23 protein-coding genes are annotated in these 22,243 nt (G+C 76.0%); 21 read left to right on the plus strand and 2 right to left on the minus strand.

Annotation, left to right across the window (positions count from 1 at the left end):
- Positions 1-19: 19 nt before the first annotated feature.
- The 9 genes from ACU616_RS11195 (at position 20) to ACU616_RS11235 (ending at position 8,039) form a co-directional block, all read left to right on the plus strand.
- Positions 20-1,105 (plus strand): zinc-dependent metalloprotease, encoded by a 1,086-nt coding sequence (locus tag ACU616_RS11195; RefSeq protein ID WP_446758534.1) that lies wholly within the window; start codon positions 20-22, stop codon positions 1,103-1,105.
- 13 nt (positions 1,106-1,118) lie between these two features.
- Positions 1,119-2,162 (plus strand): tRNA lysidine(34) synthetase TilS, encoded by a 1,044-nt coding sequence (tilS, locus tag ACU616_RS11200; protein WP_446758535.1) that lies wholly within the window; start codon positions 1,119-1,121, stop codon positions 2,160-2,162.
- Positions 2,159-2,800, plus strand: coding sequence for a hypoxanthine phosphoribosyltransferase (hpt, locus tag ACU616_RS11205; protein ID WP_446758536.1), 642 nt, complete (start codon positions 2,159-2,161; stop codon positions 2,798-2,800). The genes tilS and hpt overlap by 4 nt, the downstream gene beginning before the upstream one ends.
- 307 nt (positions 2,801-3,107) lie before the next feature.
- The gene (gene ftsH, locus ACU616_RS11210) at positions 3,108-5,144 is read left to right on the plus strand and encodes an ATP-dependent zinc metalloprotease FtsH (protein ID WP_446758537.1); all 2,037 of its coding nucleotides are present in this window, start codon (positions 3,108-3,110) and stop codon (positions 5,142-5,144) included.
- On the plus strand, positions 5,141-5,773 hold the full coding sequence (gene folE / locus ACU616_RS11215; RefSeq protein WP_446758538.1) for a GTP cyclohydrolase I FolE: 633 nt from the start codon (positions 5,141-5,143) through the stop codon (positions 5,771-5,773). Before ftsH ends, folE begins: the two co-directional genes overlap by 4 nt.
- Positions 5,770-6,624 (plus strand): dihydropteroate synthase, encoded by an 855-nt coding sequence (gene folP, locus ACU616_RS11220; RefSeq protein WP_446758539.1) that lies wholly within the window; start codon positions 5,770-5,772, stop codon positions 6,622-6,624. The genes folE and folP overlap by 4 nt, the downstream gene beginning before the upstream one ends.
- Entirely contained in the window at positions 6,617-7,015 is a 399-nt protein-coding gene (folB, locus tag ACU616_RS11225) for a dihydroneopterin aldolase (protein WP_446758540.1), read from the plus strand. The genes folP and folB overlap by 8 nt, the downstream gene beginning before the upstream one ends.
- On the plus strand, positions 7,012-7,515 hold the full coding sequence (folK, locus tag ACU616_RS11230; protein ID WP_446758541.1) for a 2-amino-4-hydroxy-6-hydroxymethyldihydropteridine diphosphokinase: 504 nt from the start codon (positions 7,012-7,014) through the stop codon (positions 7,513-7,515). Before folB ends, folK begins: the two co-directional genes overlap by 4 nt.
- A gap of 5 nt (positions 7,516-7,520) precedes the next feature.
- Entirely contained in the window at positions 7,521-8,039 is a 519-nt protein-coding gene (locus ACU616_RS11235) for a DUF3180 domain-containing protein (protein ID WP_446758542.1), read from the plus strand.
- A gap of 12 nt (positions 8,040-8,051) precedes the next feature.
- Here ACU616_RS11235 and ACU616_RS11240 read toward each other — a convergent pair whose 3' ends face one another.
- Positions 8,052-9,251, minus strand: coding sequence for an ABC transporter ATP-binding protein (locus ACU616_RS11240; protein ID WP_446758543.1), 1,200 nt, complete (start codon positions 9,249-9,251; stop codon positions 8,052-8,054).
- 3 nt (positions 9,252-9,254) lie between these two features.
- Between ACU616_RS11240 and ACU616_RS11245 the strand changes: the two genes are divergently transcribed.
- From ACU616_RS11245 to ACU616_RS11260, 4 genes are all read left to right on the plus strand, one after another.
- Positions 9,255-9,986: an ABC transporter permease gene (locus ACU616_RS11245; protein WP_446758544.1), complete on the plus strand. Its 732-nt coding sequence runs from the start codon at positions 9,255-9,257 to the stop codon at positions 9,984-9,986.
- On the plus strand, positions 9,983-10,720 hold the full coding sequence (locus tag ACU616_RS11250) for an ABC transporter permease (protein WP_446758545.1): 738 nt from the start codon (positions 9,983-9,985) through the stop codon (positions 10,718-10,720). The genes ACU616_RS11245 and ACU616_RS11250 overlap by 4 nt, the downstream gene beginning before the upstream one ends.
- Positions 10,721-10,878: 158 nt before the next feature.
- Positions 10,879-11,892: a glycine betaine ABC transporter substrate-binding protein gene (locus tag ACU616_RS11255; protein ID WP_446758546.1), complete on the plus strand. Its 1,014-nt coding sequence runs from the start codon at positions 10,879-10,881 to the stop codon at positions 11,890-11,892.
- 83 nt (positions 11,893-11,975) lie between these two features.
- The gene (locus ACU616_RS11260) at positions 11,976-13,178 is read left to right on the plus strand and encodes a DUF6779 domain-containing protein (RefSeq protein ID WP_446758547.1); all 1,203 of its coding nucleotides are present in this window, start codon (positions 11,976-11,978) and stop codon (positions 13,176-13,178) included.
- A gap of 86 nt (positions 13,179-13,264) precedes the next feature.
- Here the strand turns inward: ACU616_RS11260 and ACU616_RS11265 are convergent, their stop codons facing one another.
- The gene (locus ACU616_RS11265) at positions 13,265-14,011 is read right to left on the minus strand and encodes an SDR family oxidoreductase (protein WP_446758548.1); all 747 of its coding nucleotides are present in this window, start codon (positions 14,009-14,011) and stop codon (positions 13,265-13,267) included.
- Between the two features lie 323 nt (positions 14,012-14,334).
- Between ACU616_RS11265 and ACU616_RS11270 the strand changes: the two genes are divergently transcribed.
- From ACU616_RS11270 to ACU616_RS11305, 8 genes are all read left to right on the plus strand, one after another.
- Entirely contained in the window at positions 14,335-15,279 is a 945-nt protein-coding gene (locus ACU616_RS11270; RefSeq protein WP_446758549.1) for a Rossmann-like and DUF2520 domain-containing protein, read from the plus strand.
- Positions 15,276-16,130, plus strand: coding sequence for a pantoate--beta-alanine ligase (gene panC / locus ACU616_RS11275; protein ID WP_446758550.1), 855 nt, complete (start codon positions 15,276-15,278; stop codon positions 16,128-16,130). The genes ACU616_RS11270 and panC overlap by 4 nt, the downstream gene beginning before the upstream one ends.
- Entirely contained in the window at positions 16,130-16,693 is a 564-nt protein-coding gene (panD, locus tag ACU616_RS11280) for an aspartate 1-decarboxylase (RefSeq protein ID WP_446758551.1), read from the plus strand. Before panC ends, panD begins: the two co-directional genes overlap by 1 nt.
- Positions 16,690-18,360 (plus strand): L-aspartate oxidase, encoded by a 1,671-nt coding sequence (locus ACU616_RS11285; protein WP_446758552.1) that lies wholly within the window; start codon positions 16,690-16,692, stop codon positions 18,358-18,360. Before panD ends, ACU616_RS11285 begins: the two co-directional genes overlap by 4 nt.
- The gene (nadC, locus tag ACU616_RS11290) at positions 18,357-19,262 is read left to right on the plus strand and encodes a carboxylating nicotinate-nucleotide diphosphorylase (protein WP_446758553.1); all 906 of its coding nucleotides are present in this window, start codon (positions 18,357-18,359) and stop codon (positions 19,260-19,262) included. Before ACU616_RS11285 ends, nadC begins: the two co-directional genes overlap by 4 nt.
- 5 nt (positions 19,263-19,267) lie before the next feature.
- Entirely contained in the window at positions 19,268-20,071 is an 804-nt protein-coding gene (locus ACU616_RS11295; protein WP_446758554.1) for a type III pantothenate kinase, read from the plus strand.
- 37 nt (positions 20,072-20,108) lie between these two features.
- Positions 20,109-21,611, plus strand: coding sequence for a lysine--tRNA ligase (lysS, locus tag ACU616_RS11300; RefSeq protein ID WP_446758555.1), 1,503 nt, complete (start codon positions 20,109-20,111; stop codon positions 21,609-21,611).
- Positions 21,612-21,782: 171 nt separating this feature from the next.
- The gene (locus tag ACU616_RS11305; protein WP_446758556.1) at positions 21,783-22,136 is read left to right on the plus strand and encodes a histone-like nucleoid-structuring protein Lsr2; all 354 of its coding nucleotides are present in this window, start codon (positions 21,783-21,785) and stop codon (positions 22,134-22,136) included.
- Positions 22,137-22,243 lie beyond the last annotated feature (107 nt).

Consider the following 22,243-nt stretch of genomic DNA (forward strand, 5'->3'; position numbering starts at 1 on the left):
GCCCGCGTACGGTGAGGCGATGACGAGCAGCGCGTTGGTCGACTGGGACCTCGCCGGGCGCACCGCCCGCAAGCTGACGGGGCCGGGGCCGGCGACCACCCGGGAGGAGGCCGCGGACGTCGTCCGCGAGCTGCACGAGGCCTCGGCCACCGCGGTCGCCCACGTCGAGGGCCTCACCGGCCTGCGCCCCGTCGAGGGCGGGCCGGTGCCCGAGGTCGCCGTCGTCGACCGGCCCGGTTGGATCGACGCCAACGCCGCCGGCATGGCCGCCCTGCTCGACCCGCTGGTGCAGGCCCTCACCGAGCGGCAGGAGACCCGGCCCGGGCCGCTGGCCACCGCGATCGGCTCGCGCGCCACCGGCGTGCAGGCCGGCGGTCTGCTCGCCTTCCTGTCCTCCCGGGTGCTGGGCCAGTACGAGGTGTTCGGCACCGGCGGCCGGCTGCTGCTCGTGGCGCCCAACATCGTCGACGCCGAGCGCAAGCTGGGCGTCGACCCGTCGGACTTCCGGCTCTGGGTGTGCCTGCACGAGGTCACCCACCAGCTGCAGTTCACCGCCTTCCCCTGGCTGCGCGAGCACCTCGAGGCGCAGATCAGCGAGTTCGTCGAGGCCACCGACCTCAGCCCCGACGCGCTGCGCGACCGGATGAGCGACCTGGTCCGCGGGATCACCGACGCCGTCCGCGGTGGCGACGACGACAGCGGCTCGCAGGGCCTGATGGCGCTGGTGCGCGACCCCGCCCAGCGCGAGGTGCTCGACCGGGTCACCGCCGTGATGAGCCTGGTCGAGGGGCACGCCGAGTACGTGATGGACGGCGTCGGCCCCGACGTCGTCCCCTCGGTGCGCACCCTGCGCAAGCGCTTCGCCCAGCGCCGCAAGGGCCGCGGCCCGCTCGACCGCGTGCTGCGCCGGCTGCTCGGCCTGGAGCAGAAGATGAAGCAGTACGCCGACGGCCGCCTCTTCGTCGGCGGCGTCGTCGACCTGGTCGGCATGGACGGCTTCAACCGGGTGTGGGCCGGGCCCGAGAACCTGCCGCTGGTCGACGAGCTCACCGAGCCCGCCCGGTGGGTCGAGCGGGTGCACGGCCGCCCGGCCGTGACCGCCTGACGCCCGGGCGCCGGTGAGCGGACCGCCGCCGCCGGTCGCGGCCGTCCGCGGTGCCGTCCGCCCGGGCCTGCGCGGCTCCGCCCAGCCGGTGCTGGTGGCCGTGAGCGGGGGAGCGGACTCCGTGGCCCTGGCCGCCGCGGTGGCCTTCGAGGCGCCGCGCGCGGGGGTGCCGGCCGGCGCGGTCACCGTCGACCACGGCCTGCAGGACGGCTCGGCCGAGCGCGCCCGGCGGACGGCGCACCTGCTGCGCGACCTCGGCCTGGACCCGGTGCTCGTCCTGCCCGTCGACGTCGGCGCCGACGGCGGCCCCGAGGGCGCGGCCCGCACCGCCCGCCACGCCGCCCTGACCGCTGCCGCCGCCGGGCACGGGGCGCGCGTGGCGCTCGGGCACACCCTCGACGACCAGGCCGAGACCGTGCTGCTCGGGCTGGGCCGCGGCTCGGGCCCGCGGTCGGTGGCCGGCATGGTGGCCGAGCGCCCCCCGTTCTGGCGCCCGCTGCTCGGCGTCCGCCGGTCGACCACCCGCGCGGCGTGCACGGCGCTGGGCCTGCCGGTGTGGGACGACCCCTGGAACACCGACCCGGCCCACCGCCGCGCCCGGCTGCGCGGCGAGGTGCTGCCGCTGCTCGAGGACGTCCTCGGCGGCGGGGTCGCCCCTGCCCTGGCCCGCACGGCCGCGCTGCTGCGGGAGGACCTCGACCTCCTCGACGCCCTCGGCGACGCCGAGCGGGCCCGGCTGGCCGAGGGCGGTGGCCTCCCGGCCGGCGAGGTGGCCGCGCTGCCCGCCGCGCTGCGCCGCCGGGTGCTGCGCGGGTGGCTGCGCCACGCCGGGGTCTCGGACCTGCAGGCGGCACACCTGGGCGCCGTCGACGCGCTCCTTACCGGCTGGCGCGGCCAGGGACCGGTGACGCTCCCGGGCGGTGCCGTGGCGCTCCGGGCGTCTGGCAGGCTGGTGCTGCGGCCCGCCGGCTCCCGGGGCGGGAGGGCCCGGCCGGCCGCTGCCGGCCCCACCCGAGCCCCCAGCCCGGTCCCCGAGCCCGAGGAGCAGCACCCGTGAGCGAGACCGCGTCGACCGAGGCCGTGTCGACCGAGGCCGTGTCGACCGAGGCCGTGTCGACCGAGGCCGTCCCCGGCGGCCTGGGGCCCGACCACGGCTACGGCCCCGACATCGACCACGTGCTGCTGTCCGAGCGGGAGATCCAGGACAAGATCACCGAGCTGGCCGCCGAGGTCGCCCGCGACTACGCCGGCCGCGAGGTCCTGCTCGTCGGCGTCCTCAAGGGCGCCGTGCTGTTCATGAGCGACTTCGCCCGCGCCCTGCAGCTGCCCACCCAGATGGAGTTCATGGCCGTCTCCTCCTACGGCAGCTCCACCAGCTCCTCGGGCGTCGTGCGGATCCTCAAGGACCTCGACCGTGACATCTCCGACAAGCACGTGCTGGTGGTCGAGGACATCATCGACTCCGGCCTCACGCTGTCCTGGCTGCTGAAGAACCTCGGCGGACGGCGGCCGGCGTCGCTGGAGGTCTGCGCCCTGCTGCGCAAGCCGGACGCGGTGAAGGTCGACGTGCCGGTGCGCTACGTCGGCTTCGACATCCCCAACGAGTTCGTCGTCGGCTACGGCCTCGACTACGCCGAGCGCTACCGCGACCTGCCCTACATCGGGACGCTCAAGCCGGAGGTCTACACCACCTGATCGCGGCCACCTGATCGCGGTCCCGCGGACCGCACCGCCACCGGACGGCGCCCGGACCCGCGTCGAGTGCGTCCGCCGCACCCCTCGCGGAGCCCTCCGGAGCCCACCCGGGCGGGACCCGGACGGGGGACCCGGCAGCGGGTGTGCAGCTCGCGGACAGGGGACGCGCAGCCCGCCCGGTGTACCGTCGAGCGCAACGACGCTGGACCGCGCGAGGGTGCCCGCCCGGCGCGCGCGGCGCGTCACCCGGACGATCAGGAGGGTCGACGGGCCAGGCCGGAGCCCTCCGGCCGCCCGGCATCGGTGTATGGAACGCAAGAAGATCTTCCGCTCCGTGTGGTTCTGGGTCGTGCTCGTCGTCCTGGTGGCCCTCGGACTGTCCTCGTTCCTCGGCGGTGGCTCGAACTACGAGCAGGTCGACACCTCCGTCGCGCTGCAGCAGATCGAGGACGGCAACGTCGACTCGGTCACGATCAACGACAAGGAACAGACGCTCGACCTCGACCTGACCAAACCGGTCGACGGCAACGACCAGATCAGCGCGTCCTACCCGATCGGGGCCTCCGACGACGTCTTCGCCCTGGTCTCGGGGATCGGTGCCGACGGCACCAGCACCGGGAACGGCGTCGACTTCACCACCAACGTCACCCAGGACAGCGTCTTCGTCAGCGTCCTGATCAGCTTCCTGCCCTTCCTCATCCTCCTGCTGCTGCTGTTCTGGCTGTTCAACTCCATGCAGGGCGGCGGCCGCGGGGTCATGGCCTTCGGCAAGTCCAAGGCCAAGCAGGTCACCAAGGACACCCCGAAGACCACGTTCGCTGACGTCGCCGGTGCCGACGAGGCCATCGAGGAGCTGCAGGAGATCAAGGACTTCCTGGCCAACCCGGTGAAGTTCCAGGCCGTCGGCGCCAAGATCCCCAAGGGCGTGCTGCTGTTCGGCCCGCCCGGGACCGGCAAGACGCTGCTGGCCCGCGCGGTGGCCGGTGAGGCCGGGGTGCCGTTCTTCTCCATCTCCGGCTCGGACTTCGTCGAGATGTTCGTCGGTGTCGGTGCCAGCCGCGTCCGCGACCTGTTCGAGCAGGCCAAGAGCAACGCCCCGGCGATCATCTTCGTCGACGAGATCGACGCCGTCGGCCGGCACCGCGGCGCCGGCATGGGCGGCGGCCACGACGAGCGCGAGCAGACGCTCAACCAGATGCTCGTCGAGATGGACGGCTTCGACGTCAAGGGCGGCGTCATCATGATCGCCGCCACGAACCGGCCGGACATCCTCGATCCCGCGCTGCTGCGCCCGGGCCGCTTCGACCGCCAGATCGCCGTCGACCGGCCCGACCTGGAGGGCCGCAAGCGGATCCTCGAGGTGCACGCCAAGGGCAAGCCGCTCGCCCCCGACGTCGACCTGGAGACCGTCGCCCGCCGCACCCCCGGCTTCACCGGCGCCGACCTCGCCAACGTGCTCAACGAGGGCGCCCTGCTCACCGCCCGCGGCAACGGCTCGGTGATCACCGACGAGGCCCTCGAGGAGGCGATCGACCGCGTCATCGCCGGCCCCGAGCGCAAGACGCGGGCGATGAGCGAGAAGGAGAAGAAGGTCACCGCCTACCACGAGGGCGGGCACGCCCTGGTGGCGCACGCGCTGCCCAACCTCGACCCGGTGCACAAGGTGACGATCCTGCCGCGCGGCCGCTCGCTCGGGCACACGCTCGTCCTGCCGACCGAGGACAAGTACACCCAGACCCGTTCGGAGATGATCGACACCCTGGCCTACGCCCTCGGGGGGCGGGCGGCCGAGGAACTGGTCTTCCACGAGCCGACCACCGGCGCCGGCAACGACATCGAGAAGGCCACCTCGATGGCCCGCGCGATGGTCACCCAGTACGGCATGAGCGCGAAGCTGGGTGCGGTCAAGTACGGCAGCACCGACTCCGAGCCGTTCCTCGGCCGCGACATGGGCTCGCGTCCGGACTACTCCGAGGCCGTCGCCGCCGACATCGACGGCGAGGTGCGCGCCCTCATCGAGGCCGCGCACGACGAGGCGTGGGAGATCCTCGTGGAGTACCGCGGGGTGCTCGACCAGCTCGTGCTCGAGCTGATCGAGAAGGAGACGCTCTCCAAGGAGGACATGGCCCGCATCTGCGCGCCGGTCACCAAGCGGCCCTCGCTGGCGCCCTACAACGGCTTCGGCAAGCGGACGCCGTCGGACCAGCCGCCGGTGCTCACCCCGGCCGAGGCCGCCGCGCAGGCCAACGGCCACGGCACCAACGGGCACGGCGCCACCGGCAGCAGCCTGGTGAAGGGCGGCAGCAGCGCGGTGGGTGACGTCGGCGCGCCCGCGCAGCGGTGAGCGGGCCGGCGGGACCGGCGGCCGGCGGGTCCCCGGACGACGGGACCGTCGCCGACCCGTCGCGGATCGACACCGCCCGGGCCGAGGCCGCCGTCCGCGAGCTGCTGCTCGCGGTGGGGGAGGACCCCGACCGGCCGGGACTGCAGGACACCCCGGCCCGGGTGGCCCGCGCCTACGCCGAGACCTTCGCCGGCCTGTGGCAGGACCCGGGCGAGGTGCTCGCGACGGTGTTCGAGGAGGACCACGACGAGCTCGTGCTGGTCAGGGACATCCCGATGTACTCGACCTGCGAGCACCACCTCGTGCCCTTCCACGGCGCCGCGCACGTCGGGTACATCCCGGGTGAGGACGGCCGGGTGACCGGCCTGTCCAAGATCGCCCGGCTGGTCGACGTCTACGCCCGCCGGCCGCAGGTGCAGGAGCGGATGACGCGGCAGATCGCCGACGCGCTCGCCGAGCACCTCAAGCCGCGCGGCGCGATCGTGGTGATCGAGGCCGAGCACCTGTGCATGGGCATGCGCGGCATCCGCAAGCCGGGCTCGATCACGGTCACCTCGGCCGTGCGCGGCATCTTCCGCGACAGCGCCGCCACCCGCGCCGAGGCGATGAGCCTCGTCCTGGGCCGGTGAACGCCGTCCCGCTGCTGCACCCCGCGCGGTGCGTGGTCATGGGCGTCCTCAACGTCACGCCCGACTCCTTCTCCGACGGCGGCTGCTTCGCCGACCCCGAGGTCGCCGTCGCCCACGGCCTGGCCATGGCCGCCGCGGGCGCGGACTACGTCGACGTCGGCGGGGAGTCCACCCGCCCGGGCGCGGACCGGGTCGACGCCGAGGAGGAGTGCCGCCGGGTCGTGCCGGTGGTGCGCGCGCTGTCGGCCGCGGGCGTGCGGGCCAGCGTCGACACCACGCGCGCCGAGGTCGCCGAGGCCGCGCTCGGGGCCGGCGCGGTGCTGGTCAACGACGTGAGCGGCGGGCTGGCCGACAAAAACATGGCCGAGCTGGTCGCCGAGGCCGGCGTCCCCTGGGTGCTCATGCACTGGCGCGGCCACAGCCGGGAGATGTACGCCGCCGCGCAGTACGGCGACGTGGTCACCGAGGTGTGCGCCGAGCTCACCGCCCGCGTCGAGGACGTCGTCGCCGCCGGCGTGGACCCGCGGCAGCTGGTGCTCGACCCCGGCCTGGGCTTCGCGAAGCGCGCCGAGCACAACTGGGCGCTGCTGGCCGGCCTCGACCGGCTGATCGCCCTCGGGCTGCCGGTGCTGGTCGGTGCCTCCCGCAAGACGTTCCTCGGGCGGATGCTGGCCGGGCCGGACGCCGAGCCGCGCCCGGCCGAGCAGCGCGACGCCGCCACCCTCGCCACCACGGTGCTCGCCGCCGAGGCGGGTGCCTGGGGCGTGCGGGTGCACGACGCGGCCGCCTCGGTGGACGCCGTGCGCACCGTGGCGGCCGTGCGCGCCGCGCGGGGGGCCCGCCGTGGCTGACACCCACCCGCCCCAGCACCCCGGCCAGGTCCCCGACCGGATCGCCGTCCGCGGGCTGACCGCGCACGCCCACCACGGCGTCTACGGCTTCGAGCGCGAGAACGGCCAGACCTTCTCCGTCGACGCCGTCCTCGAGGTCGACACCGCGCCGGCGGCCGCCACCGACGACCTCGCGCTCACGGTGAACTACGCCGAGCTCGCGCAGCGGCTGCACGCCGTCCTCACCGGGGAGCCGGTCGACCTGCTCGAGACCCTCTGCCAGCGGCTGGCCGACGTCTGCCTGGCCGACCCGCTGGTGCAGGCCGCCGAGATCACCGTGCACAAGCCGCAGGCCGACCTCGGCGTCGCCTTCGACGACGTCACCGTCACCATCCGCCGGGAGCGCCCGTGAGCCGCGCGGTGCTGTCCCTGGGCGCGAACCTCGGCGACCGCGCCCGCGCGCTGCGCACCGCGATCGAGGCGCTCAGGGGCGACGGGCTGGTCGCCCGGTCCACGCTGTTCGAGACACCGCCGTGGGGTCCGGTCGAGCAGCCGCCCTACCTCAACGCGGTGGTGTTCGTCCGCGGCGACCGCGACGCCGCCGGCTGGCTGGCCCGCGCGCAGGAGCTCGAGCGGGCCGCCGGCCGCACCCGCGAGGTGCGGTGGGGCGCCCGCACGCTCGACGTCGACGTCGTCACGGTGACCGGCGACGACGGCCGCCCGGTGCTCTCCGACGACCCCGCGCTCACGCTGCCGCACCCGCGGGCGCACGAGCGGGCCTTCGTCCTGGTGCCGTGGCTGTCGCTGGACCCGACCGCGGTCTTGCCCGGGCGCGGCCGGGTGGCCGACCTGGTCGCCGCGCTGCCGGCCGAGGACGTGGCCGCGGTGGTCCGGTGGGAGCACCTCCATTGAGGCCGGTGAACCGGCGCGACCTCCTCGTCGTCGCCCTCGGGCTGACGCTGGCCGCCTGGCTGGTGGTGCGCGCCACCTACGGGAGCCTGCCGTCGCTGCGCTGGTGGCTACCGGTGCCGCTCGGCGTGCTCGCCGTCGCCGAGGCCCTCGGCGCCCGTACCCTGCGCACCCGGCTGGCCGCCGAACGGGAGGCCCGCCGCGGTGCCCGTGCTGGTCGCCCCGCCGAACGGGCGGCCCCGCTCGTGCGCCGGGTCGAGCCGATGGTGGTGGCCCGCCTGGCGGTGCTCGCCCAGGCCAGCGCGTTCGTCGGCGCGGTCTTCGCCGGCGTCTGGGCCGGCGTGCTGCTGCACGTCGCGCCCGCGGTGCGGCGGCTGCAGGCCGCCGGCAGCGACACGCTCACCGCCGTGCTGGGCGTCGTCCTCGCCGTGGCCCTCACCGCCGCCGCGCTGTGGCTGGAGTCGGTGTGCCGGGTGCCGCCCGAGGAGCACGACGACCAGCGGCCCGGGAGCGGCGTCCGCGCCTAGCCGTGGCGATGCCTAGCGCGCGGGGACGACGGCGCCGGCGGTCTCGGGGACCGTGCCCTCCACCGAGCGGCGCAGCGCCGCGTGCAGCGACTCCGGCGTGAGCACGCCGAGGAAGACGTCCCCGTCGAGCACCGCCACCCAGCCGGCCTCGTGCTGCAGCATCGTGGCGAACGCCGTCTTCAGCGTGGCGTCGACCGGCACCCACGCCTCCATGCGCCGTGCCGCCGACCCCACGGTGCCGGCGCCGGAGGCCCGGTCCGCCGACAGCCACCCGTGCAGCCGGCCGCCGTCGTCGAGGACGACCGCCCAGCGGGCGCCGGTGGCCTGCAGCGAGGCGCGCGCGTCGGCCAGCCCGTCGGCGGCGCGCACCACCGGCGGCCGCTCGAGGTCGTCGACCTCGATCCCGGTCACCGCCAGCCGCTTGAGGCCCCGGTCCGCGCCGACGAAGTCGGCGACGAAGGCGTTGGCCGGCCGGCCCAGCAGCTCGGCGGGGGGTGCGAACTGCTCGACCCGGCCGCCGGTGCTCATCACCGCGATCCGGTCACCGAGGCGCACGGCCTCCTCGATGTCGTGGGTGACGAACACGATCGTCTTGCGGACGGTCTCCTGCAGCCGCAGGAACTCCGTCTGCAGCCGCTCGCGCACGACCGGGTCGACGGCGGAGAACGGCTCGTCCATGAGCAGGACGGGGGGGTCGGCGGCCAGCGCGCGGGCCACCCCGGCCCGCTGCCGCTGACCGCCGGAGAGCTGGGCGGGGTAGCGGTCGCCGTGGACGGCGGGGTCGAGACCGACCGTGGCCAGCAGCTCGTCGACGCGCGCGCGGACCCGGCGGCGGTCCCAGCCCAGCAGCCGCGGCACCGTGGCCACGTTGGCGCGCACCGTCTGGTGGGGGAACAGCCCGACGTTCTGGATGACGTAGCCGATGCGGCGGCGCAGCCGGTCGGCGTCGACCCGGGTGACGTCCTCGCCGCCGAGCAGGATCCGGCCCGTCGTCGGCTCGATGATGCGGTTGATCATCTTCATCGTGGTCGTCTTGCCGCAGCCCGAGGGGCCGACCAGGACGCTGAGCTCGCCGGCGGCGAAGGTCAGGTCCAGCCGCTCGACGCCCACCGTGCCGTCGGCGTAGGTCTTGCTGACGCCCTCGAGCCGGATCTCCTGCGCGGTGCCCTCCGGCGCGGTGCTGCGCGCGCCGAGCTCGGCAGTAGCGTCCACGGGGTGACCTCCCTGGGTGCGCGTCCGCTGCTGGACGCGGTGAGCGACCCCGCGGCGGGGGTGCTCGCGGTGGACGAGGCGCCGAACCCGTGGTTCGAGCCGTCCTACGTGCGCGACAACTGGGACACCATCCTGGCCTACACCGGCGAGCACGTCCGGCTCACCGTGGCCGCCGTCGTCCTCGGCGCGGTCCTCGCGCTGCCGCTGGCCCTGGCGGCCCGGCGCACCCGGTTCCTCGCGGCGCCGGTGCTGGGGCTGTCGACCGTCGTGTACACGATCCCGTCGCTGGCGACGTTCGCGCTGCTGGTGCCCTTCACGGGCCTGTCGTCGACGACGGTCCTGGTCGGCCTGGTGGTCTACTCCCTGGTCATCCTGGTGCGCAACTTCCTGGCCGGGCTGCAGGGTGTGCCCGCCGACGTCCGCGAGGCGGCCCGCGGCATGGGGCTGTCGGGGGTGCAGACGTTCTGGCGCGTGGACCTGCCGCTGGCCCTGCCGGCGTTCATGGCGGGACTGCGGATCGCCACCGTCTCCACCGTCGCGCTGACCACCGTGGGCGTCCTCGTGGGCCACGGCGGCCTGGGGCAGCTGATCACCGGCGGGTTCGCGGCCAACTTCTACCGGGCCGAGATCGCGACCGGGGCGGTGGGCTGCATCCTGCTGGCCCTGGCCGCCGACCTGCTGCTGGCCGGCGTCGAGCGGCTGCTCACCCCCTGGGTGCGGGCGGCGCGGTCGTGAACGACTTCTCGCGGGCGCTGGTCTACCTCAACGACCCGTACAACTGGAGCCGGCCGAGCGGCATCGCCGACCTGGCGCTGGAGCACCTGTGGATCTCGGCGGCCGCGGTGCTCGCCGCGATGGTCGTCGCGCTGCCGGTCGGCACGGCCCTCGGGACGGGCCGCCGCGGCTCGGGCCTGGTCGTCGTCCTGTCCAACGTCAGCCGCGCCGTGCCCACCCTGGCGCTGCTCACCCTCTTCGCGGTCAGCCCGATCGGCTTCGGCAACCGGGCGACGGCGATCGCGCTGGCGGTCTTCGCCGTCCCACCGATCCTGACCAACACCTTCGTCGGGTTCCGCGGCGTCGACCCGGAGGTCCGCGAGGCCGCCCGCGGCATGGGCATGAGCCGCGGCCAGGTGCTCGCCCGGGTCGAGCTGCCCCTCGCCCTGCCCCTGGTCATGACCGGCATCCGCACCGCCACGGTGCAGGTCGTGGCGACGGCGGGGCTGGCCGCGCTGGTGGGCGGCGGGGGACTGGGCCGGATCGTCAACCTGGGCTTCGGCCAGCAGGACTACGGCGTCATGATCGCCGGCGCGATCCTGGTCGCGGTACTGGCGCTGCTGGCCGAGCTGGTGCTCGCCCTCGTGTCGTGGGCGGTCACCCCCGGCCCCCGCCGGTTGCCGTTCCTGCAGGTCAGGACACCGGAGGAGCCCGGTCGAGTTCCGGAACCGACGGCCAGCGGGGTCCCGCTGTGAGCAGGGTCGCGCCCGTGGGCCCCGCTCTGTAACGACCCGGCAACACATCCGCGCCGCGATTGCCCCGCTGTGAGCGGCGGGAGTTGCATGGCCGCGCGGGAACCCCCGCCAGACACGCGTCGCGGCCGCCCGCCGCACGGGACACAGAAGGCGGCTCCATGCGCAAGGCACGCGCCCTCGCCCCCCTCCTCCTGACCGGAGTGCTGCTGACCGCGGCCTGCGGCGAGTCCGGCTCCTCCGGCACCGGCGGCAGCACCGGTGCCAGCGGCTCGGCCGCCACCGGGGACGCCTGCGCTCCGGTGGCCGGCGACCAGCTCGTCGTGCTCGAGGACGACCAGCACCTGCAGCTCGCCGACAACATCGTCCCGGCGGTCACCTCCGCCACCGCGGCGGCCAACCCGGCGGTGCTCCCGGCGCTCGACGCGGTCTCGGCCGCGCTCACCACCGACCAGCTCGTCGACATGAACGCCGCCGTCGACCTCGAACGGCAGAGTGCCGAGGACGTCGCCGCAGCCTGGATCCAGGACAGCGGCGTCACCGAGGGTCTCGAGCCGGGCAGCGGCCCGATCGTGGTCGGGGCGGGCAACTTCACCGAGTCGACGGTCCTGGCCAACGTCTACGCCGGGGTCCTCGACGCGGCCGGCTTCGACGCCTCGGTCCGCGAGGTCGGCAACCGCGACCTCTACCTGCCGGCCCTCATCTCGGGCACCGACCTGCAGGTGTTCCCCGAGTACCTGGCCACCGTCACCGAGGCGCTCAACACGCAGGTCAACGGTCCCGACGCCGCGCAGATGGCCAGCGGCGACGCGCAGGCCACCCGGGACGCCCTGCAGCCACTGGCCGACCAGGTCGGGCTGACCTTCGGCCAGCCGTCGGAGGCCGCCGACCAGAACGCCTTCGCGGTGACGCAGGAGTTCGCCGACGGTCTCGGCGTCACCACGCTGTCGGAGCTCGCCGACGCCTGCGGGGACGGCTCCCTCGTCCTCGGGGGCCCGGCCGAGTGCCCGACCCGGTCGTTCTGCCAGCCGGGTCTGGAGGAGACCTACGGCCTCCAGTTCGCCGAGTTCCGCGAGTTCGACGCCGGCGGCCCCGCCACCAAGGCCGCCATCCAGCAGGGCGAGGTCTCCATGGGCCTGGTCTTCAGCTCCGACGGCGCCCTCGCCCAGCGCTGAGCACGACCCCGTGCACGGCCGACTCCGGCACGCAGCCGCCTGCGTGCCGGAGTCGGCCGTTCGCTCAGCGTTACCCTGAGCCCGTGCGGGGAGACGACGCGGCGACCCGTCGGGCACCGGCTGCAGCCGGCTCCCCGCGACTGCGGGCCGCCGGGCTGACCGCCGGCTGCCTGGTGGCTCTCGCCGCCACCGCCGCCGTCTTCCTGACCGACGACCCGCAGCTGCTCCGGGTCGCCGTGGTCGCCGTCGCCTGGGCCTGCCTGGCCGCGGCGTTCGCGGCCGGGCGCCACCGGGGAGCCGACCCGTCCGCCGCCGACGCCCCCGCCGCCGACACCCCCGCCGCCGGCAGCCTCGCGGCCGACGTGGCGGCGGTCGAGGCGGAGCTGCGCTCGGCCTACGACCGGGAGCTCGAGCGCGAGGTCGCCGCCCGCCAGCAGTTCGAGCTGGAGCTGGAGAGCTCCCTGCGCCGCGAGGCCGAGGAGGCGATGCGCGCGGAGCTGGACGCGCTGCGCGCGGAGCTGGCCGGCCTGCGCGCGGGCCTGTCCGGGCTGAGCGGACTGCGCGAGGAGCTGGCGGCAGTCGCCGCCCTGCGCGGGGAACTGGCCGCCGTCGCCGCCCTGCGCGGGCAGCTCGAGGGGCTCGGTGACCTGCGGGCCGACGTCGGCCGGCTGCGGACCGAGCTGACCGAGCGGCTGTCGGGCGAGATGCACGTCGAGCGCCTGGTCATGCGCACCCAGTCGGTCCGGGCGACGCCCGGTCGGGAGCTCCTCGAGCCCGCGACCACGGCCTGGCACGCCGACGTCGCCCGCGACCTGTCCGCCGGCCGGCCGGTGCCGTCCCGCGACGACCGGCGTCCGCAGGAGGCGCCCGTCCCGACCACGGCCCTGCCGGGGGTGGACCCCGCGCCGGCCGTCCACCCGCCGCCGCCGCTGCGCCCGGTCCCGGTGCGGGAGGAGGCGGGTGGCACCGCGGACGACGGGGCGGACGACGGGGCGGCCCTGCGCCGTCGCCGCACCGACCCGGTGGGAGCACCGCTCTCGGCGCCCGTCGCGGCCGAGCAGCTGACGGTCGAGCGGCCGGCCGTGCACGCCGCCGCGGCCGGCCACGCCGCGGGCGGGTGGTCGCCGGCCGCCTCCGCGGCGGTCGCGTCGCAGCCGGACGACGCCGGGTCGGCGCGGCTGGCGCAGATCCTCGCCGAGAGCGGCGTCACCCCTGGCGGCCGCCGGCACCGCTACCGCGACGAGGACCCCGGCGACGACGTCCTCGCCCGGGTCCTCGGCCGCTGACCCACCCCGACGGCGGGCGGGGGACGGCCCCCTCGCAGGGGCCCCGCCGCGAGCCTGCGAGTGGCGGGGGGCGAGGGGGTCCTTCCTCAGGCGGGGCCGCGGGAGAGCGCGCCGCCGTCGAGCACCAGCGTCTGGCCGGTGACCCAGCCGGCGCCGAGCAGGTAGGCCGCGGCCTCGCCGACGTCCTCGGGCTCACCCAGCCGACCGGCGGGATAGGCGCGGGCGGCCTCCTCCTCGCGGCCCTCGTACAGCGCGCCGGCGAAGCGGGTCTTCACGACGGCCGGGGCGACGGCGTTGACGGTGACCGTCGGTCCGAGCTCCACGGCCAGCTGCGTCACCAGGTTGACCAGCGCCGCCTTGCTGATGCCGTACCCGCCGATCATCGGCGAGGCCTTGAGCCCGGCCACCGAGGCGACGACGAGCACCGAGCCGCCGTGCTCGGCCATCCACGCCCGCCAGGCCTCCTGCACCAGGCCCAGCGTGCCGACGACGTTGGTGTCGAGGATCTTGCGGAAGGCGTCGAGGTCGAGGTCCACCAGCGGTCCGTAGACCGGGTTGATCCCGACGTTGCCGACGAGCAGGTCGAGGCTGCCGAAGCGCTCGACCGCGGTGCGGACGGCCTCGGCGCGGTGCCCGGCGTCACCGGCGTGGCCGGGCACCCCCACGGCGACGTCCGCGCCGCCGAGGGCGGTGACCGCCTCCTCCAGCGCCTCCGGCTTGCGGGCGGTGAGCACCACCCGCGCCCCCCGGTCGACCAGGCTGCGGGCGATCGCCAGCCCGATGCCGCGGCTGCCGCCGGTGACCAGCGCGGTGCGCCCCTCGAACGTGTTCACGGAACTCCTCGTGTCCGCGCGCCCGGCCCCGGTGCCGGTCGCCGTCGCTCACGGTAGGGCCGCACCGGAACGGCGCCGTCCTCACCCCGGGGGCCCGGGCGGCGTGACCCACCCCACACGGGCGTTGCGTTGCAGCGGCGCGCGGGGCGTCCCACACTCGCGATCGGCGCCTGCCCGCGTGACACACCTGGTCGCAGCGGGGCGGCCGCCGGAACGACCCGCACGACCCGCACGACCCGCTCGACCCGCACGACCGGGCCGCCGACGACGGCGGCCCGACCCGAGTCCGGTACCCGGCAGGGACTGGAACGAGAGGTGCACCGATGCCTGCTGCCCGCAGGACCCCCCGCGCTGCCGGGCTCCCGCCCGCCGCCAGCGCCCCCGCCCGCCTCCGCGTCGGCGTGATCGGCGCCGGCCGCGTCGGCGCCGTCCTGGGCGCCGCTCTCGCCGCCGCCGGCCACGACGTGGTCGCCGCGGCCGGCCTGTCCCCCGCCTCCGCCGAGCGCGCCGCCCGGCTGCTGCCCGGTGTCCCGCTCCTGCCCGCCGACGAGGTCGTGGCCGCGGCCGACCTGGTCGTCCTCGCCGTCCCCGACGACACGCTCCCCGGCCTGGTCGCCGGCCTGGCCGAGACCGGGATGTGGCGGGCCGGCCAGCTCGCCTTCCACACCTCCGGCGCGCACGGCCTCGCCGTCCTGGAGCCCGCCGAGCGGGCCGGCGTCCTGCCGCTGGCGCTGCACCCCGCGATGACCTTCACCGGCGCCCCCGAGGACGCCGAGCGGCTCGTCGACGCCCCGTTCGGCGTCACCAGCCGCCCCCGGCACCGGCCGGTCGCCGAGACGCTGGTGCTGGAGATGGGCGGCGACCCGTTCTTCGTCGCCGAGGACGACCGGCAGCTGTACCACGCGGCGCTGGTGACCGGCGCCAACCACCTGGTCACCCTCGTCGCCGAGGCGGCCGACCTGCTGCGCGCCGCCGGCGTCGGCTCGCCCGCCCGCGTGCTGACCCCGCTCTTGACCGCCGCGCTCGACAACGGCCTGCGCCGCGGCGACCGGGGCCTCACCGGGCCGGTCAGCCGGGGCGACGTCGGCACCGTGCGCGACCACCTGCTGACGCTCACCGAGCGGGCGCCGGCATCGGTCGCGGCCTACGTGGCGATGGCGCAGCGGACCACCGAGCGGGCCCTGGACGCCGGCCGGCTCAAGCGGCACGAGGGCGTCCCGCTGCTCGACCTGCTGTACGAGGCCGCTGACCCGGCGGGCTCCCGGTGACCACCGTGACCCGGCCGGCCGTCGCCGAGACCACCGCCGAGCTGGCCCGGCTGCGCGCCGCCCTCCCCGGCCCGGTGGCCCTCGTGCCGACGATGGGCGCCCTGCACGAGGGGCACCGCACCCTGGTGCGCGCCGCCCGCGAGCGCGCCGGCAGCGTCGTCGTCTCGGTCTTCGTCAACCCGACCCAGTTCGGCCCCGGCGAGGACCTCGACCGCTACCCCCGCACGTGGGACGCCGACCTCGCCGCGCTGGCCGAGGAGGGCGCCGACGTCGTCTTCCACCCGCCGGTGGAGGAGGTCTACCCGCCCGGCGCGGCCGGTGTCACCGTGCACCCCGGTCCGCTCGGTGACGTGCTGGAGGGCGCCGTCCGGCCCGGCCACTTCACCGGGGTGCTGACCGTCGTCGCCAAGCTGTTCGGGCTGGCCCGCCCCGACCTCGCGGTCTTCGGCGAGAAGGACTACCAGCAGCTCACCCTGATCCGGGCGATGGTGCGCGAGCTGGTGCTGCCACTGGAGGTCGTCGGCGTGCCCACCGTCCGCGAGGACGACGGCCTGGCGCTGTCCTCCCGCAACCGCTACCTCTCCCCGGAGCAGCGGGCCACGGCCGTCACCATCTCGCGCGCGCTGCGGGCCGGCGCCGACGCCGGACCGCGGGGCGCCGACGCCGTCCTGGCCGCCGCCCGGGCCGTCCTGGCCGGGGCGCCCGACCTGGTCCAGGACTACCTGGAGCTGACCGACCCCGACCTCGGGCCGGCGCCGTCCACGGGCCCCGCCCGGCTGCTGGTCGCCGCCCGCGCCGGCAGCACCCGGCTCCTCGACAACACCGCCGTCCGGCTCGGAGGGACCCGATGATGCGCACGATGCTCAAGTCGAAGATCCACCGGGCGACGGTCACCCAGGCCGACCTGCACTACGTGGGCTCGGTGACGATCGACGAGGACCTGCTCGACGCCGCCGACCTGCTCCCCGGCGAGCAGGTCGCCATCGTCGACGTCACCAACGGCGCCCGGCTGGAGACCTACGTCATCCCCGGCGAGCGCGGCACCGGCGTCATCGGCATCAACGGCGCCGCCGCGCACCTGGTGCACCCCGGCGACCTGGTGATCCTGATCAGCTACGGCCTGATGGACGAGGCCGAGGTCGAGCGCCACGTCCCGAGGGTCGTGCACGTCGACGCCGCCAACCGCGTCGTCGCGCTGGGCGGGGACCCCTCGGCCCCGGTCCCCGGCGCAGAGGACCATCGGCGGAGCCCGCTGGCAACCGCTTCCCGGCCTCGTCCCGGGGTCCCTCGCGAGCTCGCGAGCGGAGGGGAGGACGAGCAGGAGGACCCCCTCCTCCCCGCCCCTCGCACGCTCGGCACGGGACCCGCGAGGGGGCCGGGAGGGCGGAGCGACCTGGGTGTGCCGGTCCGGTGACGGCGCTGGCGCCCGTCGTCGGCCTGCCCACCCGGCTGGCCGCCCCCGCGCCGGGCTGGCAGCTCGCGGCCGACGTCTGCGTGGTCGGCTCCGGCGTCGCCGGCCTGTGCGTCGCGCTGCACGCGCGGGCGGCCGGGCTCTCGGTCGCCGTCGTCACCAAGGTGCGGGTCGACGACGGCTCGACGCGCTGGGCGCAGGGCGGGATCGCCGCCGTCCTCGATCCAGCCGACACCGCGGAGGCGCACGCCCGCGACACCGAGGTGGCCGGCGTCGGGCTCTGCGAGCCGGAGGCGGTGCGAGCGCTGGTCACCGAGGGGCCGGCGCGGCTGCGCCAGCTCATCGAGTGGGGCGCCGCCTTCGACCGCGACGCCGCCGGGGGCCTCCTGCTGACCCGCGAGGGCGGGCACTCCGCCGACCGGATCGTGCACGCCGGCGGCGACGCGACCGGCGCGGAGGTCATGCGCGCGCTGTGCGCGGCGGTGCACGCCGACCCGGGCATCACCCTCGTCGAGCACGCGATGGTCCTCGACCTGCTGCGCGACGCCGGCGGGCGCGCGGCCGGCGTCACCCTGCACGTGCTCGGCGAGGGCACCGAGGACGGCGTCGGCGCGGTGCGCGCCCGTGCGGTCGTGCTCGCCACCGGCGGGATGGGGCAGGTCTACGCCGCCACCACCAACCCCTCGGTGTCCACCGGCGACGGCGTGGCCCTCGGCCTGCGTGCGGGCGCGGTGGCCACCGACCTGGAGTTCGTCCAGTTCCACCCGACGTCGCTGTACCTCGGCCCCGGCGTCCGCGGGCAGCAGCCGCTGGTGAGCGAGGCACTGCGCGGAGAAGGCGCGGTGCTGCGCGACGGCGCGGGGGAGCGGTTCATGGTCGGCGTCCACCCGCTGGCCGAGCTCGCCCCGCGCGACGTCGTCGCCAAGGCGGTCACCGGCGTGCAGCTGCGGGACGGCGTCGACCACGTGTGGCTCGACGCCCGCGGCGTCCCCGGCCTGGCCGGCCGGTTCCCCACGATCGTCGCCCGCTGCCGGGCCGAGGGCATCGACCCGGTCACCGACCTGGTGCCGGTCACCCCCGCCGCCCACTACGCCTCGGGCGGGCTGGTCACCGACCTGGCCGGGCGCACCACCGTCGCGGGCCTCTACGCCTGCGGCGAGGTGGCCTGCACCGGCGTGCACGGGGCCAACCGGCTGGCGTCGAACTCGCTGCTCGAGGGGCTGGTCTTCGCCGCCCGCATCGGCGCGGAGCTGGCCGGATCCCTGCCGCCGGCCGGGGAGCTGTGCGAGGCGGTGCCGGCGACGGCCGGCCTGCTCGACCCGGCCGGCCGCCGCGCGGTCACCGACACCATGTCGGGCCGGGTGGGGGCGCTGCGCAGCGGAGGAGGACTGGCCGAGGCGACCGCCCGGCTGGCCGCCCTCGCCGGTGGCCTCGGCACCGAGGCGGCTCCCGGGGTGGCCGGCTGGGAGGCCACCGACCTGCTCACCGTCGCCGGCGCCCTGACCGCCGCGGCCACCGCCCGGGAGGAGACCCGCGGCTGCCACTGGCGCGAGGACCGCCCCGGGACCGCCGACGACTGGCGGGTGCACCTCGACGTGCGCCTCGACGACGACGGCCGGCTGCGGCTGACCCGCCGCCCGGTCGGCACCCCGGCGGGAGCGGCGTGGTGACCTCCGACCCGCGCTCCCTGGAGGGCACCGGGCTGTCGGAGGCCTGGGTCGACGACCTGGTCGAGCGCACCCTGGCCGAGGACCTCGCTGGCGGCGCCGCCCTGCCCGGCGCGCCCGACCTCGCCGTCTCCTACGACGTCACCAGCGCCGCCACGGTGCCGCCGGCGCAGCTCGGCACCGCGGACCTGGTCGCCCGTGCCGACGGCGTCGTGGCCGGCCTGCCGGTGGCCGCGCGGGTGTTCACCCGCCTGGCGCCCGGCGCCACCCTGACCGCCGGTGCCGCCGACGGCGACCGGGTGCGCCGCGGCGACGTGCTGCTCACCGTCCGCGGCCCGGTGCGGGCGCTGCTGGCCGCCGAGCGCAGCGCGCTGAACATCGCCAGCCGGGCCAGCGGCATCGCCACCGCCACGCGTGCCTGGGTCGACGCCGTCGAGGGCACCGGGGCGGTCGTCCTGGACACCCGCAAGACCACGCCGGGCCTGCGCCCGCTGGAGAAGTACGCGGTGCGCTGCGGCGGCGGGTCGAACAAGCGGATGGGCCTCTACGACGTCGCGATGGTCAAGGACAACCACGTCGCCGCGGCCGGGTCGGTGGCCGCCGCGGTCGCCGCCGTCCGCGAGCGGGCGCCGCGGGTGCCGGTGCAGGTGGAGGCCGACACCCCGGCCCAGGCGGTCGAGGCGGTCGAGGCCGGCGCGGACTTCCTGCTGCTGGACAACATGCCGCCGGCGGTGCTGCGCGAGGTCGTGGCGCTGGTGGGCGGCCGCGCGGAGCTGGAGGCCACCGGCGGGCTCACCCTCGCCGTCGCCCGCGAGGTCGCCGCCACCGGCGTGGACTTCCTGTCGGTCGGCGCCCTCACGCACTCCTCGCCGATCCTCGACCTCGCCCTGGACCTGCGGAGCTGAGCCCCGTGCTGCTCACCGTCGACGTCGGCAACAGCCAGACCGTGCTGGCCACCTTCGACGGCGCCCGGCGGGTCGGCGGCTGGCGGGTGACCACGCACGCCCGGGCCACCTCCGACGAGCTGCGGATGCTCTGGCGCGGGCTGCTGCGCGACACCGAGGTCACCGGCGTCGCCGTCTGCTCCACCGTGCCGGCGCTGCTGCCGGCGCTGCGCGCGCTGCTGGACTCCCTCGAGGTGCCGGTGGTGCTCATCGGCCCCGGGGTGCGCACCGGCGTCCCGCTGCACGTGGACAACCCGCGCGAGGTCGGCGCCGACCGGGTGGTCACCGCGCTGGCCGCGCACGAGCTCTTCGGCCGCCGGCCCGACGGGGGGCCGCAGCCGGTCGTGGTCGTCGACTTCGGCACCTCGACCAACGTCGACGCCGTCGGCCCCGACGGGCAGTTCCTCGGCGGGGCGCTGGCGCCCGGCGTCGAGGTGAGCCTGGAGGCGCTGGCCAGCCGGGCCGCCCAGCTGCGCTCGGTCGAGCTGACCGTGCCGCCGCAGGCGATCGGCAAGAACACCGTCGCGGCGCTGCAGTCGGGCCTGGTGCTCGGCTTCGCCGGCCTGGTCGACGGGCTGGTCGGCCGCATCGCCGCCGAGCTGGTGGCCCAGTTCGGGGCGGCGCCGGTCGTCGTCGCCACCGGCGGGCTCGCGCCGCTGGTCGCCGACAGCTGCCGGACCATCGCCGAGCGCGAGCCCGACCTCACCGTGCACGGCCTGCGGCTGGCCTTCGAGCGCCAGCAGGCGCCCGGCCGCCGCCAGGGAGCGTGACGGGGTGGCGCGGCCCACGCCCGTAGGCTCGGGCGCCGTGACCGACCTGCCCCCCGGCTCCCCGGACGACGAGCTCCCCGAGCAGGTGCGCGTCCGCCGCGCCAAGCTCGACCGGCTGCGGGAGGCCGGCGTCGACCCCTACCCGGTCACCGTCGCTCGGACGGCGTCGCTGGCCGACGTCCGGGCGGAGCACCCCGACCTCGAGCCGGACACCATGACCGGCGAGCGGGTCGGCGTCACCGGCCGGGTCATCTTCAGCCGTAACACCGGCAAGCTGTGCTTCGCGACGCTGCGCGAGGGCGACGCCGAGCTGCAGGTGATGCTCTCCCGCGACCGGGTCGGCGAGGACGCGCTGGCCGCGTGGAAGGCCGACGTCGACCTCGGCGACCACGTGCTGGTCACCGGGGAGGTCGGGACGTCGCGGCGCGGCGAGCTGTCGGTCTTCGCCGACTCCTGGCAGCTGGCGGCCAAGGCGCTGCGGCCGCTGCCGGTGGCGCACCGGCCGATGAGCGAGGAGCTGCGGGTCCGGCGCCGCTACGTCGACCTCATCGTCCGCGACGAGGCGCGGCGCACGGTGCGGCAGCGGGCCACCGTGGTCGCGGCGCTGCGCGCGGGGCTGACCGGCCGCGGCTTCCTCGAGGTCGAGACGCCCATGCTGCAGACCGTCCACGGCGGCGCCGCCGCCCGGCCGTTCCGCACCCACATGAACGCCTTCGACCTCGACCTGTACCTGCGGATCGCACCCGAGCTGTTCCTCAAGCGGTGCATCGTCGGCGGGCTGGAGAAGGTCTTCGAGATCAACCGCAACTTCCGCAACGAGGGCGCCGACAGCTCGCACTCGCCGGAGTTCGCGATGCTGGAGTTCTACGAGGCCCACGCCGACTACACCGACGTCGCCCGCACCACCCGGGAGCTGGTCCAGGAGAGCTGCACCGCGCTGTTCGGCGACCTCGTCGCCCGCCACCACGACGGCACCGAGGTCGACCTGTCGGGGGAGTGGCCGCAGGTGCCGCTGTACGCGCTGGTGTCCGACGCCGTCGGCGAGGAGGTCACCCCGCAGACCCCGCCCGAGCGGCTGCGGGCTCTCGCCGAACGGCACGACGTCGGCGTCGACCCGGCGTGGCTGCCCGGCAAGGTGGTGGAGGAGCTCTTCGAGGCGCTCGTGCAGGACTCGCTGCAGGCACCGACGTTCGTCGTCGACTACCCGGTCGACACCTCGCCGCTGACCCGCGCCCACCGCTCCACCCCGGGGCTGGCCGAGAAGTGGGACCTCTACATCGGCGGCCTCGAGCGGGGCACCGGCTACTCCGAGCTGGTCGACCCGGTGGCCCAGCGCGAGCGGTTCACCCAGCAGGCGCTGCTGGCCGCCGCCGGTGACCCCGAGGCCATGGTGCTCGACGAGGACTTCCTCGAGGCGCTCGAGTACGGCATGCCGCCCACCGGTGGAGTGGGCATGGGGATCGACCGCCTGATGATGACGCTCACCGGCCTCGGTATCCGCGAGACCATCCTCTTCCCCTTGGTGCGCCCGCTCTCGTGAAACGGTGTCGTGCTCGTATTCGCCGTGGTTTTTCTCCCCCGGAATGGGCGGGTCACTCCGCGTGATTGGTGCGTCCCGTGGATTGTGTGGTCGAATGGTCCCGGTGTCCGGAGCAGGCGGACGACAATCCGATACCGGCCCTGTGCCGGGGGACTGAGAGGAACAGCGATAATGGCGCGCAAGGTGCAGGTCATCCTCAGTGACGACCTCGACGAGGACCTCCCCGCCGACGAGACGGTGAGCTTCTCGATCGACGGCACGAACTACGAGATCGACCTGTCGGAGAAGAACGCGACGGAACTGCGCGACACCTTCTCCCGGTACGTGCAGGCCGCCCGCAAGGTCGGCCGCGGCGTCGGACGGGCCTCGGGCGGCGGTCGCTCCCGCGCCACCGGCGGCGGTGGCCGCATGGACCGCGAGCAGGCCGGTGCCATCCGCGACTGGGCTCGCAAGAACGGCCACAACGTCAGCGACCGGGGCCGCATCCCCGCCAGCGTCGTCGAGGCCTACGAAGCAGCCCACTGAGGAAGGACCCCCTCGCCCCCCACCCCTCGCTCCGCTCGGGGCGGGCCCCTGCGAGGGGGCCGTTCCAGCACGTCAGCAGGCTCGCGAGCGGCGGGGGGCAGTGAGGT

Source organism: Geodermatophilus sp. URMC 62 (assembly GCF_052931475.1).